General features: G+C 55.2%; 14 protein-coding genes, 3 tRNA genes and 2 rRNA genes. 8 read left to right on the top strand and 11 right to left on the bottom strand.

Annotation, left to right across the window (positions count from 1 at the left end; genetic code table 11):
• Positions 1-3: 3 nt before the first annotated feature.
• From hpxX to hpxZ, 3 genes are read left to right on the top strand one after another with little or no spacing between them, the layout of a single operon-like run.
• Complete coding sequence (gene hpxX, locus AC6I8E_RS03835) at positions 4-186, top strand: oxalurate catabolism protein HpxX (RefSeq protein WP_033731661.1); 183 nt, start codon at positions 4-6, stop codon at positions 184-186.
• A complete protein-coding gene (locus tag AC6I8E_RS03830) occupies positions 183-1580 on the top strand; it encodes an AtzE family amidohydrolase (RefSeq protein ID WP_497824447.1) in 1398 nt (465 codons plus the stop codon). Before hpxX ends, AC6I8E_RS03830 begins: the two co-directional genes overlap by 4 nt.
• A complete protein-coding gene (gene hpxZ / locus AC6I8E_RS03825; protein WP_313679218.1) occupies positions 1580-1960 on the top strand; it encodes an oxalurate catabolism protein HpxZ in 381 nt (126 codons plus the stop codon). The genes AC6I8E_RS03830 and hpxZ overlap by 1 nt, the downstream gene beginning before the upstream one ends.
• 50 nt (positions 1961-2010) lie before the next feature.
• Here hpxZ and puuE read toward each other — a convergent pair whose 3' ends face one another.
• The 3 genes from puuE to AC6I8E_RS03810 are packed head-to-tail and all read right to left on the bottom strand — an operon-like array spanning position 2011 to position 4449.
• Positions 2011-2964 (bottom strand): allantoinase PuuE, encoded by a 954-nt coding sequence (gene puuE, locus AC6I8E_RS03820; RefSeq protein WP_013356874.1) that lies wholly within the window; start codon positions 2962-2964, stop codon positions 2011-2013.
• Positions 2965-2998: 34 nt separating this feature from the next.
• On the bottom strand, positions 2999-3730 hold the full coding sequence (gene hpxA / locus AC6I8E_RS03815; protein ID WP_013356873.1) for an allantoin racemase: 732 nt from the start codon (positions 3728-3730) through the stop codon (positions 2999-3001).
• Positions 3727-4449 carry a GntR family transcriptional regulator gene (locus tag AC6I8E_RS03810; protein WP_497824446.1) on the bottom strand — a complete coding sequence of 241 codons (723 nt, stop codon included), beginning with the start codon at positions 4447-4449 and terminating at the stop codon, positions 3727-3729. Before AC6I8E_RS03810 ends, hpxA begins: the two co-directional genes overlap by 4 nt.
• A 144-nt stretch (positions 4450-4593) precedes the next feature.
• Between AC6I8E_RS03810 and AC6I8E_RS03805 the strand changes: the two genes are divergently transcribed.
• Complete coding sequence (locus tag AC6I8E_RS03805; RefSeq protein WP_497824445.1) at positions 4594-6102, top strand: NCS1 family nucleobase:cation symporter-1; 1509 nt, start codon at positions 4594-4596, stop codon at positions 6100-6102.
• A gap of 49 nt (positions 6103-6151) precedes the next feature.
• On the opposite strand, the gene AC6I8E_RS03800 is transcribed toward AC6I8E_RS03805, so the two are convergent.
• A tRNA-Asp gene (locus tag AC6I8E_RS03800) sits at positions 6152-6228 on the bottom strand.
• A 134-nt stretch (positions 6229-6362) separates the two neighbouring features.
• On the bottom strand, positions 6363-7094 hold the full coding sequence (gene dnaQ / locus AC6I8E_RS03795) for a DNA polymerase III subunit epsilon (RefSeq protein ID WP_013356870.1): 732 nt from the start codon (positions 7092-7094) through the stop codon (positions 6363-6365).
• Positions 7095-7145: 51 nt separating this feature from the next.
• Between dnaQ and rnhA the strand changes: the two genes are divergently transcribed.
• A complete protein-coding gene (gene rnhA, locus AC6I8E_RS03790; protein WP_497824444.1) occupies positions 7146-7613 on the top strand; it encodes a ribonuclease HI in 468 nt (155 codons plus the stop codon).
• On the opposite strand, the gene AC6I8E_RS03785 is transcribed toward rnhA, so the two are convergent.
• A complete protein-coding gene (locus tag AC6I8E_RS03785; protein ID WP_497824443.1) occupies positions 7595-8332 on the bottom strand; it encodes a class I SAM-dependent methyltransferase in 738 nt (245 codons plus the stop codon). The two genes, rnhA and AC6I8E_RS03785, sit on opposite strands and share 19 nt — an antisense overlap.
• A gap of 42 nt (positions 8333-8374) precedes the next feature.
• Here AC6I8E_RS03785 and gloB point away from each other — a divergent pair, with 42 nt between their 5' ends.
• Positions 8375-9130, top strand: coding sequence for a hydroxyacylglutathione hydrolase (gene gloB / locus AC6I8E_RS03780; protein ID WP_497824688.1), 756 nt, complete (start codon positions 8375-8377; stop codon positions 9128-9130).
• 71 nt (positions 9131-9201) lie between these two features.
• On the top strand, positions 9202-10578 hold the full coding sequence (gene mltD / locus AC6I8E_RS03775) for a murein transglycosylase D (protein ID WP_497824442.1): 1377 nt from the start codon (positions 9202-9204) through the stop codon (positions 10576-10578).
• A 96-nt stretch (positions 10579-10674) separates the two neighbouring features.
• On the opposite strand, the gene AC6I8E_RS03770 is transcribed toward mltD, so the two are convergent.
• Positions 10675-11466 carry an endonuclease/exonuclease/phosphatase family protein gene (locus AC6I8E_RS03770; protein ID WP_033732016.1) on the bottom strand — a complete coding sequence of 264 codons (792 nt, stop codon included), beginning with the start codon at positions 11464-11466 and terminating at the stop codon, positions 10675-10677.
• A 262-nt stretch (positions 11467-11728) separates the two neighbouring features.
• Between AC6I8E_RS03770 and yafC the strand changes: the two genes are divergently transcribed.
• Positions 11729-12631: a DNA-binding transcriptional regulator YafC gene (gene yafC, locus AC6I8E_RS03765; RefSeq protein ID WP_418162426.1), complete on the top strand. Its 903-nt coding sequence runs from the start codon at positions 11729-11731 to the stop codon at positions 12629-12631.
• A gap of 71 nt (positions 12632-12702) precedes the next feature.
• Here the strand turns inward: yafC and AC6I8E_RS03760 are convergent.
• The 4 genes from AC6I8E_RS03760 to AC6I8E_RS03745 form a co-directional block, all read right to left on the bottom strand.
• A tRNA-Asp gene (locus AC6I8E_RS03760) sits at positions 12703-12779 on the bottom strand.
• A gap of 87 nt (positions 12780-12866) precedes the next feature.
• Positions 12867-12982: ribosomal RNA gene (gene rrf, locus AC6I8E_RS03755) — 5S ribosomal RNA — on the bottom strand.
• A gap of 90 nt (positions 12983-13072) precedes the next feature.
• Positions 13073-15981 (bottom strand): 23S ribosomal RNA (locus AC6I8E_RS03750).
• 230 nt (positions 15982-16211) lie between these two features.
• Positions 16212-16286, bottom strand: a tRNA-Glu gene (locus tag AC6I8E_RS03745).
• Positions 16287-16342: the final 56 nt, after the last annotated feature.

The following is a 16342-nucleotide window of genomic DNA, read 5'->3' as shown; positions in this document are numbered from 1 at the left end:
ATCATGAATCAACACGACTGGGCCAGCTACATCGGCCATATGGAGCAGATCCTGCAACTGGAACTGGATGAGGCACGTCGCGCTGAGCTGCTAATCCAGCTTTCACGCATTGCGGAGATGGCTGCGCCGCTGATGGCGTTTCCGCTGGATGACCGGCTGGAAGTCGCAGGAGTATATCAGGCATGAGATTAGGTGATGTTTCAATTCAGACGCTGCAACGGGCGATCCAGCAGGGTGAGATCAGCGCACTGGAGGTGGCGAAACACACGCTGCAGGCGGTTGAGCAGCACAACCCGGCGCTGAATGCCTGGACGGAAGTGACCGGGCCACGCATGTTAAAAGAGGCCAGCGCGATTGATGCGCAGCGGCAGCGCGGCGAAACCCTGCCACCACTGGCGGGCATCCCATATGCGGTGAAAAACCTGTTTGATGTGGCGGGTCACAGCACGCTGGCCGGTGCCAGCCTGTTCCGCGATCGCCCTGCGGCCCAGGCCGATGCGTTTGCCGTCGGGAAACTGCGTAACGCTGGCGCACTGCTGTCGGGCATGCTGAACATGGATGCCTACGCCTATGGTTTTACTACCGAAAACACCCACTATGGTGCGACGCACAATCCGCGCGATCTCAGCCGCGTGGCGGGCGGCTCGTCAGGCGGTTCGGCCGCCGCGGTAGCCGCCGGGCTGGTTCACTTTTCGCTCGGCAGCGATACCAACGGTTCGATTCGGGTGCCCGCGTCGCTGTGCGGTATTTTTGGCCTTAAGCCCACTTTTGGCCGTCTGTCGCGTAGCGGCAGCCATCCGTTTGTCGCCAGCCTTGACCATATCGGGCCGCTGGCCCGGCGGGCTGAAGACCTGGCGCTGGTGTATGACCTGTTACAGGGCGCAGACCACGCCGATGCGTTTCAGGCCGATCGTCCGCTTGCCGCGACGCTGCCGGGGCTGTCACAGGGCAGCGAAGGCTTACGCTGCGGCGTGCTGGGCGGCTTTTTTTCCCGCTGGTGCGATGATGACGCGCGCGATGCCGTCGCGGTGGTCGCGGCCGCGCTGGATGCACAGGAAGAGGTGCTGATGCCCGACGCGGAGCTGGCACGCTCGGCGGCGTTTATCATGACCGCCGCAGAAGGCGGCAATCACTATCTGCCTGCCCTGCGTCAGATGCCGGAGCAGTTTGAACCGAACTCACGCGAGCGTCTGCTGGCGGGTGCCATGATGCCAGGCGCCTGGTATGTGCAGGCGCAGCGCTTCCGTCGTCATTTCCAGCAGCAGGTGTTACCGCTGTTTGATCATTTCGATGTGCTGATCGCCCCGGCAACGCCCTGCAGCGCGATCACGATCGGCCAGCAGACGCTGTCGATTCAGGGTGAATCCCTGCCCGCTAAAGCGAGCATGGGGATGCTGACGCAGCCGATCTCCTTCCTGGGATTGCCGGTCTGTACCGTGCCGCTGGCGACCCGGAGCGGCCTGCCGATTGGTTTACAGCTTATCGCCCGTCCGTTTAACGAAGAGGCAGTGCTACGCGCCGCCTGGGCACTGGAACAACAGGGCATTACGATACCGCAAATCAATATGGCAGGAGCCTGATGAACAGAGAGATTAATTTACCGCAGGTGCTCAGCGAGGTGACGGCGCAGTTTTACCGCTACGAGCAGGCGCTGGTCAGCAATGATGTGGACGAACTGGATGCGTTGTTCTGGCACGACCCGCGAACCGTGCGCCTCGGCGCGGGTGAGAATCTGTATGGCATTGATGAGATTCGGGCCTTCCGTGCCGCGCGTCCGTCAGCCGGGCTGGACCGGACGCTGCGCAACACCGTGATTACCACCTTTGGCGAGGATTATGCGGTCTGCAGCACCGAATTTACCCGCACCGGCAGCGATAAAATTGGCCGCCAGCAGCAGACCTGGGTGCGCATGCCCCACGGCTGGTGCATCGTGGCGGCGCAGGTCAGTCTGATAAGCTGACGGCCTCCGGCGCTTCGCCCAATCAGTACGGGGCAAGCGCCGGACCGGGCTTACGGAGCCGGGTGCGTGGTGATCCAGTGGTCAGCGATCTGCTGACGGGTACAAATCCAGACGTCATCGTGCTGCTGAATGTGATCGAGGAAGTTCTGCAGCGCGCGGAATTTGCCAGGACGCCCCAGCAGGCGGCAATGCATGCCGATCGACATCATCTTCGGCGCGGTTTCCCCCTCTTCATACAGCACATCGAAGGTGTCCCGCAGATAGGTGAAGAACTGTTCGGCGGTGTTAAAACCCTGCGGCGAGGCAAAGCGCATGTCATTGCATTCCAGGGTGTAAGGAATAATCAGGTGCGGTTTCACCGTGCCATCCTGACAGGTGACCTGGGTCCAGAACGGCAGATCGTCGCCGTAGTAGTCACTGTCGTAGCTGAAACCACCCTGCTCCACCACCAGCCGGCGGGTATTCGGGCTGTCGCGGCCGGTGTACCAGCCGGTCGGTGCTTTACCAAACAGATCCACCAGCACATCAACCGCCTGCTGCATATGCTGACGTTCGGTTTTTGCATCCATGCCCTGATAGTGGATCCAGCGCCAGCCGTGGCTGACCACATCGTAATCCGCCTGTTTAATCGCCTCGACGACTTCCGGGTGACGCGCCAGCGCCATCGCCACGCCAAACACGGTTAGCGGCAGACCGCGCTTCTGAAACTCATTGTGAATGCGCCAGAAACCGGCGCGGGAGCCATATTCATACAGCGACTCCATCGACATGTGACGATCGGCATAGCTGGCTGCACCGATGATGTCGGAGAGGAACTGTTCTGAGCCCGCATCGCCGTGCAGCACGCTGTTTTCTGCGCCCTCTTCATAGTTCAGAACAAACTGCACCGCCACACGGGCGTTGTTGGGCCAGGCGGCGTGCGGCGGATTAGCGCCATAACCGATTAAATCGCGCGGATAGTTTTTGTTAAAGCTGTATTCTTTCTTCTCTGCAGCGTCAGTCATCACTCGCTTCCTGTCTTAAATCGGGAAAGTTCCGTTAGTTTAGATGCTGAAACGCACCTGAGAGAGGTTTCTGCAAAGGCCAGGCCAGATCGCCATGTTTGCTGGTGCCAAAGCCAAGCGCCACCAGCGACTCCACCATTTTCACCGCCGCGCTGACGCCGTCGATCACCGGCAGGCCCAGCTCCTGGGTCAGCGAAGCAGCCAGCGTGGCCATTCCGCCACAGCCCAGCACAATCGCCCCGCTGCCATCTTCCCGTTTCGCCTGAATACAGCGTTCCCGCACTTTCTCCTGCGCCAGGCCGCTGCCATCTTCCAGCGCCAGTACCGGCAGATCGATGGCGTGCAGCGCGGCACAGTGATGGGTAAAGCCATACTGCTGCAGCAGATGACGCGCAATCACCAGGGTGCGTGGCAGCGTGGTAACAATGGAGAAACGCGTCGCCAGCAGCGTGGCGGTATGCATCGCCGCTTCCGCAATACCGATCACCGGTCCGCTGGCCAGCTCGCGTGCCGCCAGCAGACCCGGATCGCCAAAGCAGGCGATGACATGGCCGCTGACGCCCTGCTCCCTGCCGAGTTTGATCTGCTCCAGCACGCCGATGGCGGCGATCGCCTCATCGAAGTGGCCTTCAATGGAGGGCACGCCCTGCGACGGCGAAACGGCCAGAATTTCGGTACCCGGCGCGGCGACCGCACGGGCGGCCTGGCCGATGGTTTCAGTCATCGCCAGGCTGGTGTTGGGGTTAATAACCTGAATCAGGCTCATAAGGCAGCTCCAGAGCCTGAGGCAAACAGTCGGGAGAAATCGGGCAGGGTTTCCCCGCTGCGCTCAAAATGCAGGCTGGAAACGATGTGCTCAAAGTGATGCTGTAGCGCCTGCGTCAGCGGTTCCAGCGCACGCGCGCGCAGTAACTTCAGCAGATTCGCGTGATCGTCACAGCGGCAGCCGCGCTGCCACGGCGCGCCATAAGCGGCAATCACCAGCGACGAGCGCTGCGTCAGGCTGGTTACCATGCCGGTGAGCACCTGATTGCCGGAGATCGCCTGCAGCTGGATATGAAATGCCGCAGAGAGCCGGATCGCTACCGGACCATCCTGATCGGCAAGGGCCTGGTTCTCCTGCGCGATGAGCTGCTCCAGCGCCACCAGATGAGGCGGCTGCAGATGCGCCAGTACCGCAGGCAGATTGGCGCACTCCATTAAACTGCGGGTAGAGAAGATGTCCCGCGCCTCTTCAACACCGGGTGTCGCCACCTGCGCACCACGTTTGGGCGTCAGCGTCACCATCTGCACCGCCGCGAGGCGTTGCAACACTTTGCGGATGCCGGTGCGGCTCACGCCAAAGACTCCGGAAAGGGCCTCTTCCGGCAATTTACTGCCCGGCGGCAGCTGATGCTCAACAATGGCGTTCATTAGCGCCTGGTAGATCCCTTCATCCTTATCCTGCAGCCTGGTGGCGTCTCGCTGGCCTGTTTTACTCGTCATTACCTGCTCCGGTCGCTCGCTGTATGCCACATATCGTATACGTGAAAAGTAAAAATTGTATACAAGAAAAGAGATCTGGCCTGAATCCTGCAATACCGTTTTACCAGATTATTCATTTCACTCTCAGGTATAGGAGCAGGTTTCATGCCAAATCAATCAACGGTGGCCAGCACGGCCTCTGAAGCCAGTGCCCGTTACAGCCCACGGCTCTGTAACGACGACCTGGCACCGACACGCGATCAGAACTGGTCGTGGTACAACATTTTTTCCTTCTGGATGTCCGATGTGCACAGCATGGGTGGCTATGTGGTGGCCGCCAGCTTCTTCACGCTGGGATTAGCCAGCTGGCAGGTGCTGCTCTGTCTGCTGGCCGGGATCTGCATCGTGCAGATCTGTGCGAATCTGGTGGCGAAACCGAGCCAGATGGCGGGCGTACCTTATGCGGTGATTTGCCGTCAGGCGTTTGGCGTGTTCGGCGCCAATATTCCGGCAGTGATCCGCGGGCTGATCGCGTTCGCGTGGTATGGCATCCAGACCTACCTGGCGGCGAACGCCCTGATGCTGGTGCTGCTGAAGTTCGCGCCGTCGCTGACGTCGATGACCGTACCGCACTGGCTGGGCCTGTCGCTGCTGGGCTGGTGCTGCTTTGGCATTATGTGGTTACTGCAGGCGATGGTGTTTTGGCACGGCATGAACGCGATTAAACGCTTTATTGATGTCGCTGGACCGGCTGTCTATGTGGTAATGGTGGCACTGGCGGGCTGGATTGTATACAAGACCGGCTTCGATGGGATCTCCTTTACCCTTGCCAGCAAATCACTGACTGCAGGTGAGCAGACGTGGCAGATGATTACGGCCACGGCGCTGGTGGTCTCCTACTTCTCCGGTCCATTGCTGAACTTCGGTGACTTTTCACGCTATGGCAAAAACATGTCCGAGATTCGCCGTGGCAACCGCTGGGGCCTGCCGTTCAACTTCCTGCTGTTCTCTGTGGTGACGGTGGTGATTGTGTCAGGTACCCAGTCGCTGTTTGGCAAGATGATTACCGATCCCATCGAAACCGTGAGCATGGTCGGCAACGATCTGGCGGTGGCGATTGGCCTGCTGACGATGATTACTGCTACCATCGGCATCAATATCGTGGCGAACTTCGTTTCACCTGCTTTTGACTTCTCCAACTGTTCACCGCAGAAAATCAGCTTCCGCACAGGTGGCATGATCGCCGCCGTGGGTTCCGTGCTGTTAACGCCGTGGAACCTGTTCCAGTCCCCTGAGCTGATTCATTACACGCTGGATGTACTGGGATCGTTCATCGGACCACTGTTCGGCATTCTGCTGACCGATTTCTACCTGATTAAACGTGCACGTATCTCGGTCGATGACCTGTTTAACGATACGCCAGTAGGCCGTTACTGGTATCGCGGTGGCTTTAACCCCAAAGCGATTGGCGCGCTGCTGCCGTCGGTAGCGATTTGCCTGGTGATTAGCTTTATCCCTTCCCTGCATCAGGTGGCGAACTTCAGCTGGTTTATTGGTGCCGGTCTGGCGGCAGGCTGCTATCGCTTTATCGCCCGTGAAGATCGCGAGAAGGAGGATGTGACCCGCTGGCATAGCGAGGGAATGGCGCAGAAGAAGCAAGCCGCCGCTGAATAGCAGACAGCAAAAAGCCGATTCATTTCTGAATCGGCTTTTTTAAAGAGATTGGCGGAACGGACGGGGCTCGAACCCGCGACCCCCTGCGTGACAGGCAGGTATTCTAACCAACTGAACTACCGCTCCGCGCTTTGTTCCCCGTCGGGAACGAGGCGCATAGTAATGGCAGGCCGTTACGGCGTCAACGCTTTTTCCAGGTGAATGAATCGTTTGCTGTTTTTTTCAGCTTGGCGCTGATTTTATCCACAAAAACAGGCTCTTCAGCCGCGCCACAGACAGCTGCCGCCTTTTTTCATCACCAGATCCAGACGGGACTCATGAGCAACGACCTCTTCTTCGCTGGCCGTCACCACACGCAGTGCAGAAGCGGGACGCACGATGCGCTGAATGCTCTCTCCCTGTGCCTGCCGGGCGCTTTCACTTTCTGATAAGAAGGAGAGTGACGTCTGCCCGCCGGTCATGGTCAGGAACACTTCAGCCAGAATCTCGGCATCGAGCAGTGCGCCGTGCAGCGTACGTTTGGTGTTGTCTATTTCGTAACGTGAGCAGAGCGCATCAAGGCTGTTACGCTTGCCGGGAAACATTCGACGCGCCAGAGCCAGGCTGTCGGTAATTTTGCAGAAGGTTTCGGTTTTCTCAATGCCGCGGTTCAGCTTTGAAAATTCGTAATCCATAAAGCCGATATCAAACGGCGCGTTATGAATGACTAACTCGGCACCGCGAATGTAGTCGAGAAACTCATCGGCGATTTCGCTGAACGCGGGCTTGTCGGCCAGAAACTCATCCGCAATCCCATGTACACCAAAAGCTTCAGGATCGACCAGCCGATCGGGCTTGAGATACATATGGAAATTGTTGCCGGTCAGGCGACGGTTAATCACCTCTACCGCACCAATCTCAATGATGCGGTGCCCCTCATAATGTACCCCGATCATGTTCATGCCGGTGGTTTCAGTATCGAGAACGATCTGGCGGTTATTTGCAGTGCTCATAAGACCCGTTTTATGTCAGACTTGGCGCTTTTGAGAGGAAGTCTACCAGAGATGCGCAAACAGGTAGAAATATTCACCGATGGATCCTGTCTTGGAAATCCCGGTCCCGGCGGTTACGGTGCGATTTTACGCTACGGTCACCATGAGAAAACCTTCAGCGCGGGCTATTACCTTACCACTAACAACCGGATGGAGCTGATGGCGGCGATTATCTCGCTTGAAGCGCTGACCCAGCCGTGCGATGTGGTGCTCAGCACCGACAGTCAGTATGTGCGTCAGGGGATCACCAGCTGGATCCATAACTGGAAGAAGCGTGGCTGGAAAACTGCCGATAAAAAGCCGGTGAAGAATGTCGATCTCTGGCAGCGTCTCGACTTAGCCCTCAGCACCCATAAGATTCAGTGGGAGTGGGTTAAAGGGCATGCCGGACACCCGGAAAACGAGCGCTGCGACGTGCTGGCCCGCAGCGCGGCCGAAAATCCTGCCTTTGAGGATATCGGTTATAAAGCGGAGTCCTGATCCTCTGCCTTGCGAAACTGACGCGTGGCATTGACCGTCTGGCGGATCTTGCTGGTGCTCAGGCTCTTCTTTGCCCGGGTTGGCAGCAGCGGGAAGGTTCGCTTACGCGCCACCACAATATTCAGACACCCCAGCGCCGGTAAGTGGGCGCTGATCAGTTTTCCGCCCTGCCGGTGCCACGGCAGCACCTGAAATCGGGTGCGGTAGACCACCTCATAATTCAGCAATCCCAGCCAGTCGAGCAATCGCATCTGGCTGAACATCCGCCCGCTCCAGGGTGCTTTGCGGTTTAATCCCGGTACCATTTTACTCACACCAAGCAGGCTGAAGGGATTGAAGCCGCTGATGATCATCCAGCCATCATCGATTAACACCCTGTCCACTTCGCGTAGCACCCGGTGAGGATCCTGACTCCAGGCGAGCGTATGGGCCAGCAAACAGGCATCAATCGACTTCGACTCAAACGGCAACTGCATCGGGTCAGCCCGCACCTGTAACAGCTCGCCTTCACTGCCCACATTGACCTGATGTGAAATAGCACAGTTTTCGGTGTTGATTTCTGCGCTGAGGTTGCCAAGCTTAAGCATATGAAAGCCATAAAGCTTTCCAAGGTAAGGCTGAAGCTGCTGCGTTAGCGCGTCGCGGAAATAATCTCCCCACGGCATATTGCGCCAGGACAGCGGTGCGTTCAGAACCTGGCGTGATTTAGCGGGCTTCATGCTTTACGCTCTTCCTTTTCCTACGACCTGCGAGAGGTGATGATGAATCTTACCAGTATTCCTGCGTTGCAGGACAACTACATCTGGACGCTGAATGATGATGAGGGTAAATGCCTGATCGTTGATCCCGGCGAAGCTCAGCCAGTGTTAGAAAAAATGGCGTCAAACGGCTGGCAGCCAGTCGCGATTCTGTTGACTCACCACCATAACGACCATACGGGCGGCGTGAAAACATTATGTGAGCACTTCCCTCACCTTGAGGTTTACGGTCCTCAGGAAACCGAAGCGAAAGGGGCCAGAACGATAGTCAGCGAAGGGGATAAAGTCACCGTACTGGGCCTGACCTTTGAAGTGATCCATACCCCTGGTCACACTTTAGGACATATCTCATATTACAGCTCACCTTATCTTTTCTGTGGCGACACTCTCTTTTCAGGCGGCTGCGGACGCCTTTTTGAGGGTACACCAGAGCAGATGTATGATTCGTTTCAAAAGCTTAATCAGCATCCAGGAGAAACCTTAGTCTGCTGCGCGCATGAATATACTTTATCCAATCTGAAGTTTGCTGCGGCTATTCTGCCCCATGACCCGCAAATAACGGCCGAATACCAGAAAATTAAGGACTTACGTGCCGAAAATGGCATTAGTTTGCCAACAAAACTGGCGCACGAACGGTCAATAAATTTATTTCTGCGTACGCAAGATATTGATTTGCAAAGGGCATTAAACGTTAACGTTACTGATGAACCGATATGGCGGACATTTGCTGTTCTACGCGAGAAGAAAGACGCTTTTTGATTTTTCGGGTTGTGTTGTGAAAAGTCGTCACGTATAGTTGCTCGTCTTTTAAGCGAACTATTGACACACACATGAAGGCTAAAGCGATCTTACTCGCCTCAGTCTTGCTGGTAGGATGTCAGGCGTCCAGGAACGATGCCAATATCCCCGAACAGCATGCACAGAGTCTGTCTTCAGCTGGTCAAGGTGAAAATGGAAAGTACGGAGACGAGTTTTTGTCGCCGCGATGGCAGGAAGATGGAACTGGCCTCGCAGCAGACGCAGATCTCTGGAGTTTCATTAGTGACGAGTTGAAGATGGGGATTCCGGAAAACCCGGCAATCCGCGAACAAAAAAGTAAATTTTTAAAAAATAAGAGCTATCTCCACGATGTAACATTACGGGCAGAGCCGTACATGTACTGGATAGTCGAGCAGATACAGAAACGTAAAATGCCGATGGAACTGGTACTGCTACCCATAGTGGAGAGCGCTTTTGACCCTCGCGCAACCTCATCCGCCAATGCCGCTGGTATCTGGCAGATTGTTGCAGCTACGGGTCGAAACTATGGTTTGAAACAAAACCAGTATTACGATGGGCGACGTGATGTAGTCGCATCCACGAAAGTTGCGCTGGATATGATGCAGCGTCTTAACACCATGTTTGACGGTGACTGGTTACTGACCATCGCTGCTTACAACAGTGGTGAAGGACGGGTGCTCAAAGCGATTAAGCAGAATAAGGCGCGCGGTAAGCCGACTGACTTCTGGCATTTATCGCTGCCACGCGAAACGACCGTGTATGTGCCTAAAATGTTAGCTCTGAGTGAACTGCTCAAAAATAACAAGCGTTACGGTATCAAACTGCCGACACCCAATGAAAGTCGTGCTCTGGCACGAGTGGAAGTGGGTCAGCAGATACAGCTGACGCAGGCTGCTGAAATGGCAGGTATGTCGCTCACGAAACTTAAGAGCTTCAATACCGGCTACAAAGGCGGTGCAACAGCGCCAAACGGCCCGCACTATATTATGGTGCCGAAGTCGAACGTCGCGAAATTGCGAAACTCACTGGCTTCCGGTGACATCGCAGCGATACAGCCTGTGCAGCTTGCGAAAGCCAGCGCGAGTGGCGGGTACAAAGTGCGACGGGGTGATACGCTTTCTGGTATCGCCGCTAAACTTGGCGTTAGCGTCTCGACACTGAAGCAGGAAAACAACCTGCGCGGTGCTGATATCCGACCGGGTCAGACGCTGACCATCGGTTCGAACGGCACCCGACTGGCTGATAACGGCAACAGCATCACCTATCGTGTTCGTAAGGGTGATTCTCTTGACAGTATTGCCCGTCATCACGGCGTCAATATCAAAGACGTGATGCGCTGGAACAGTGTGCTGGACAGTGCGAAAGATATTCAACCCGGCGATAACTTAACGCTGTTTGTGAATAATAACGCAACACCGGATACCTGATACGTTGAAAAGGCTGACATTTGTCAGCCTTTTTCATTTATTCATCTGCCGCTATTCAGGCCTCACACCCATATCCCTCTCAGGCCCGGCGCCGTATTAGCCGCCTGAACTGAACTCCACCAGTAACGGATTATGATCGGAAGCGCGCGTCACCAGTACGGATGCCTCACTTACTCTGAGATCGCGATAGAAGACGAAATCCAGCGGGCGACCAAACGCTTTGCGGCGGTGATCGGCCGTAAACATCACCTCTTCCAGCTTCATCCTCTGTGCAAACCGGTAGAGCGCATTGATACGCTGACGGCTCCAGGCATTGAAATCCCCTGCCATGATTACCGGTCCCTGATGATGCATGATCTGTTCGCCGATGGGCCCCAGCTGTTTACTGTAGACGTCGACACCCAGGCTGAAGTTAACCGCATGGATGTTAACCACCATCAGCATTTCTCCTGCTGGCAGCGGATACGCCGTAACCAGTGCCGATTTTGACAGCCTCAGCAGAGGCTCACGCTCGCGTAATGGGCAACAATAGACCGGATGGGCAGAAGCAAGCGTCATCACGCCAGAGGGATGCTGAGGCAGCACAAAGGCAGGCACCTGATCGGCAGCCAGATAATTACTGGTGGCAAACTGCACCAGTTCGGGTGTGGTCTGCGCTTCCTGCAGTAACACCAGATGCGCATCCTTACCAAATCCTTCCAGCACTGACATCCAGTCTGCACGCTGCTGCTTGAAAATATTCCATACCAGAACTTTAAGGTTTGGATGCGCGGGCAACGGTGCGCCGGGTGGCAGTGCCTGGCCGAGATGGAGCATCGCCCCAGGTGGAAAGATCTGTTCCACTGGTTGTCCTGCTACATATCGCATTGCATAAGTTTTTTTGCGCACTTTCCCGCCTGGCTGATAATTCAAAAATACAGTTAACACCTGTCTGTTATAGGGATTCTAGACCGGGGTTTCAATGGATGCAGGTGAATGTCAGAATTCATCACGCTTTTCCAGAATAAAGGCGTTAGTTTAAGCTCGCTAAGCTAAACGAGGCAGAGCCAGGCCACATCAACGGTGCCATCATTGAGGACACCTGTACTGGTTATGCCAGTATAATCGTTCATAAAATAGCTAAATAAATACGATACTATAGGGCGGCAAAATGAAGGCATCTTCTGACGAACTTAAAGTGTTTGTCAGTGTAGTAGAGAGTGGAAGTTTCAGCCGCGCTGCTGAGCAGTTGCAGATGGCAAACTCTGCCGTCAGCAGAACCATAAAAAAACTGGAAAACAAGCTGGGCATTGCTCTGCTGACCCGTACCACGCGACAGCTGGCACTTACGCAGGAAGGCGAATGCTATTTCCGCCATGTTCAGCGCTTTTTGCAGGAGATGACTACCGCAGAAAGCGATTTGATAGAAAGCTTACATGAGCCCAAAGGGCTATTGCGCGTTGATGCCGCGACACCGGTTATTCTGCATTTGCTGATGCCGATGGTTAAGCCCTTTCGCCAGCGCTATCCCGGGGTGACGCTTTCATTGATCTCCTCAGAGAGTTTTATCAATCTGATTGAACGGAAAGTGGATATTGCGATTCGTGCCGGCAATCTTACGGACTCAACGCTACGCGCCAGATTGCTGTTTAACAGTTTTCGCAGGGTTGTCGCGTCACCTGCCTATCTCCGTGAGCACGGTGTACCACAAAAGGTGACCGATCTGGATAACCACGCTTGTCTTGGCTTTGAAGAATCCCCGAGGCTCAATCGCTGGCCCATCGCACGTGAAAGCGGCGAACTCTATGATATTGACTGGGCTATCTCTTCTAATAGTGGAGAGACGATTAAGCAGCTCTGCCTTACCGGCAATGGTATTGCCTGTCTGTCAGACTATATGATCGATCGTGAGGTTGCAGAAGGAACACTGGTGGAGGTGCTGGCCGATCAACGTCTGCCGGTCGAGATGCCCTTCAATGCGGTCTACTACAGCGATATCGGCGTGAGTCAGCGTGTGCGGGCTTTTATCGATTTTCTCAGCGAGTGGACAGCTGAGCAGCCGTGGCGCATGTGAGGTCTTTTGAACTGGCTTATTTGCTGCAATGGAAAAAGCCCTGACCGTTAAGTCAGGGCTTTCCAATTAAGTGGCGGAACGGACGGGGCTCGAACCCGCGACCCCCTGCGTGACAGGCAGGTATTCTAACCAACTGAACTACCGCTCCACCGATTCTTTCACGCTTATCAGCAACCGGCTGATAACCGTCTGTTCCCGTTATTTTCCCTGTCAGAGGAAAAGGAACAAATTTGATGCCTGGCAGTTCCCTACTCTCGCATGGGGAGGCCCCACACTACCATCGGCGCTACGGCGTTTCACTTCTGAGTTCGGCATGGGGTCAGGTGGGACCACCGCGCTAAAGCCGCCAGGCAAATTCTGTCTCCGCGCCGCCACAGGGGCCGCGCAGAATATCCGGTACAGGCTGAAAATCGTGTCTCTCAAAAACGCCTCTGGCGTTGTAAGGTTAAGCCTCACGGGTCATTAGTACCGGTTAGCTCAACGCATCGCTGCGCTTACACACCCGGCCTATCAACGTCGTAGTCTTCAACGTCCCTTCAGGACCCTCAAGGGGTCAGGGAGAACTCATCTCGGGGCAAGTTTCGTGCTTAGATGCTTTCAGCACTTATCTTTTCCGCACTTAGCTACCGGGCAATGCCATTGGCATGACAACCCGAACACCAGTGGTGCGTTCACTCCGGTCCTCTCGTACTAGGAGCAACCCCCCTCAATTCTCCAGCGCCCACGGCAGATAGGGACCGAACTGTCTCACGACGTTCTAAACCCAGCTCGCGTACCACTTTAAACGGCGAACAGCCGTACCCTTGGGACCTACTTCAGCCCCAGGATGTGATGAGCCGACATCGAGGTGCCAAACACCGCCGTCGATATGAACTCTTGGGCGGTATCAGCCTGTTATCCCCGGAGTACCTTTTATCCGTTGAGCGATGGCCCTTCCATTCAGAACCACCGGATCACTATGACCTGCTTTCGCACCTGCTCGAGCCGTCACTCTCGCAGTCAAGCCAGCTTATGCCATTGCACTAACCTCACGATGTCCGACCGTGATTAGCTGACCTTCGTGCTCCTCCGTTACTCTTTAGGAGGAGACCGCCCCAGTCAAACTACCCACCAGACACTGTCCGCAGCCCGGATCACGGGCCTACGTTAGAACATCAAACATTAAAGGGTGGTATTTCAAGGTTGGCTCCACGCAGACTGGCGTCCGCGCTTCAAAGCCTCCCACCTATCCTACACATCAAGGCTCAATGTTCAGTGTCAAGCTGTAGTAAAGGTTCACGGGGTCTTTCCGTCTTGCCGCGGGTACACTGCATCTTCACAGCGAGTTCAATTTCACTGAGTCTCGGGTGGAGACAGCCTGGCCATCATTACGCCATTCGTGCAGGTCGGAACTTACCCGACAAGGAATTTCGCTACCTTAGGACCGTTATAGTTACGGCCGCCGTTTACCGGGGCTTCGATCAAGAGCTTCTCCTTGCGGATAACCCCATCAATTAACCTTCCGGCACCGGGCAGGCGTCACACCGTATACGTCCACTTTCGTGTTTGCACAGTGCTGTGTTTTTAATAAACAGTTGCAGCCAGCTGGTATCTTCGACTGGCTTCGGCTCGGGGAGTAAATCCCTCCACCTACGCGCCAGCGTGCCTTCTCCCGAAGTTACGGCACCATTTTGCCTAGTTCCTTCACCCGAGTTCTCTCAAGCGCCTTGGTATTCTCTACCTGACCACCTGTGTCGGTTTGGGGTACGATTCTGTGTTACCTGATGCTTAGAGGCTTTTCCTGGAAGCAGGGCATTTATCACTTCAGCACCGTAGTGCCTCGTCGTCACGCCTCAGCGTTAATAAGGGACCGGATTTACCTGGACCCTCCGCCTACACGCTTAAACCGGGACAACCGTCGCCCGGCTGATATAGCCTTCTCCGTCCCCCCTTCGCAGTAACACCGAGTACAGGAATATTAACCTGTTTCCCATCGACTACGCCTTTCGGCCTCGCCTTAGGGGTCGACTCACCCTGCTCCGATTAACGTTGAACAGGAACCCTTGGTCTTCCGGCGAGCGGGCTTTTCACCCGCTTTATCGTTACTTATGTCAGCATTCGCACTTCTGATACCTCCAGCATGCCTCACAGCACACCTTCAACGGCTTACAGAACGCTCCCCTACCCAACAACGCCTAAGCGTCGCTGCCGCAGCTTCGGTGCATGGTTTAGCCCCGTTACATCTTCCGCGCAGGCCGACTCGACCAGTGAGCTATTACGCTTTCTTTAAATGATGGCTGCTTCTAAGCCAACATCCTGGCTGTCTGTGCCTTCCCACATCGTTTCCCACTTAACCATGACTTTGGGACCTTAGCTGGCGGTCTGGGTTGTTTCCCTCTTCACGACGGACGTTAGCACCCGCCGTGTGTCTCCCGTGATAACATTCCTCGGTATTCGCAGTTTGCATCGGGTTGGTAAGCCGGGATGGCCCCCTAGCCGAAACAGTGCTCTACCCCCGAGGATGAGTTCACGAGGCGCTACCTAAATAGCTTTCGGGGAGAACCAGCTATCTCCCGGTTTGATTGGCCTTTCACCCCCAGCCACAGGTCATCCGCTAATTTTTCAACATTAGTCGGTTCGGTCCTCCAGTTAGTGTTACCCAACCTTCAACCTGCCCATGGCTAGATCACCGGGTTTCGGGTCTATACCCTGCAACTTAACGCCCAGTTAAGACTCGGTTTCCCTGCGGCTCCCCTATACGGTTAACCTTGCTACAGAATATAAGTCGCTGACCCATTATACAAAAGGTACGCAGTCACCCCCATAAAGAAGGCTCCCACTGCTTGTACGTACACGGTTTCAGGTTCTGTTTCACTCCCCTCGCCGGGGTTCTTTTCGCCTTTCCCTCACGGTACTGGTTCACTATCGGTCAGTCAGGAGTATTTAGCCTTGGAGGATGGTCCCCCCATATTCAGACAGGATACCACGTGTCCCGCCTTACTCATCGAGCTCACAGCACATGTGCTTTTGTGTACGGGAGTATCACCCTGTACCCTGCGACTTTCCAGACGCTTCCACTAACACACATGCTGATTCAGGCTCTGGGCTGCTCCCCGTTCGCTCGCCGCTACTGGGGGAATCTCGGTTGATTTCTTTTCCTCGGGGTACTTAGATGTTTCAGTTCCCCCGGTTCGCCTTGCAGCACTATGTATTCATGCTGCAATGATGCACAGAGTGCACCGGGTTTCCCCATTCGGACATCGACGGCTGTAGCGGTTCATATCACCTTACCGTCGCTTTACGCAGATTAGCACGTCCTTCATCGCCTCTGACTGCCTGGGCATCCACCGTGTACGCTTAGTCGCTTAACCTCACAACCCACAGGCGTTTTTCAACGCTGCGAGCTGCAAGCATTTGAGAGACTCGAACGCATCGTATTTTTCATTCTTATTACGGAGAATGAAAACGACACGTCGTTTCAATTTTCAGCTTGTTCCGGATTGTTAAAGAGCAAATATCTCAAACGCGACCCGGCTGCTTACGCAACCAAATCGGTTTTGAGATACTGTATGGAGACACCTTTCACCTGTCACCAAGCAGGTGGCGTCCCCTAGGGGATTCGAACCCCTGTTGCCGCCGTGAAAGGGCGGAGTCCTAACCGCTAGACGAAGGGGACACGATAGTGTCACGACTTCGCAGCCGTCCTGCTCATTACTTTTTATCAGACAATCT

It is taken from the genome of Pantoea sp. X-Soil-YNGN-785 (assembly GCF_059730585.1).
Note: the sequence above shows the minus strand (reverse complement) of the source record. Positions and strands in the feature narration are given on the sequence as shown.